Raw genomic sequence first — 734 nt, 5'->3', positions numbered from 1 at the left:
CGCACGAGCGCGTGCACCTCCGCCGGCCGGGGGAAGGGGTCCGTGCCGCGGGCGTGGGCGCGCTGGCCGTCGAGGCTGACCGCCACCGCCTCGTCGCAGCGGCCCAGCGACCACAGCGCCAGGCCCGCCGGGTAGGCCGTGCGCGCGTAGGCGACGTGCCCGGGGTCCAGCAGGGCCTCCAGGCTGCGCAGCGCCAGCCGCGGCCGGCCCGCCAGCACGTGCTCCATGCCCAGGCGCTGCAGCAGCGGGGTCCGGCTGGCCGGGGCCAGCGACGGCAGCGCGGCCTCGGCCAGCGCGACGCCCTCGGCGTAGCGGCCGTGCAGACCGGAGACGATGTGCACCTGCGCATTGACCAGCCGTGCCCGCAGCTCGTCGTCGGCCGGCCCGGGGCGCAGCGCTGGCAGCAGTCCGGTGATGAGGTCGAGGGCTTCGTCGGTGCGGCCCTGCTTCATGAGCGCCTCGGCCAGCCGCAGCCCCGTCGCCGGCCCGGCCCCCTGCGCCAGCGCGGCCCGGGCCAGGCCCTCAGTGACGGTCCAGTCCAGCCGGCCGGTCACCGAGGTGGGCAGCCGCTGCAGCGCCTCCTCCACAGCCTCGGCGAGCACCGCGGCCGGCACCGGGGCACCGGACTCCAGGTGGCAGACGCCCAGCCGCAGCGCGTCCCCGCGGCGGCGGGTGCCCGCGTCGGCCAGCACCAGCGCCACGTCCCGGCCCGCCCGCCGCGCCCGCAGCGGGGG

At 79.7% G+C, this 734-nt stretch carries 1 pseudogene; it reads right to left on the bottom strand.

Annotated elements, in window-relative coordinates:
- Nucleotides 1-734 (bottom strand): annotated as a pseudogene (locus ABEB16_RS22495) (hypothetical protein); the annotation flags it as partial.

It is taken from the genome of Kineococcus glutinatus (assembly GCF_039542765.1).
GTDB lineage: Bacteria > Actinomycetota > Actinomycetes > Actinomycetales > Kineococcaceae > Kineococcus_A > Kineococcus_A glutinatus.
This window is presented reverse-complemented; position numbering and strand designations above follow the sequence as displayed.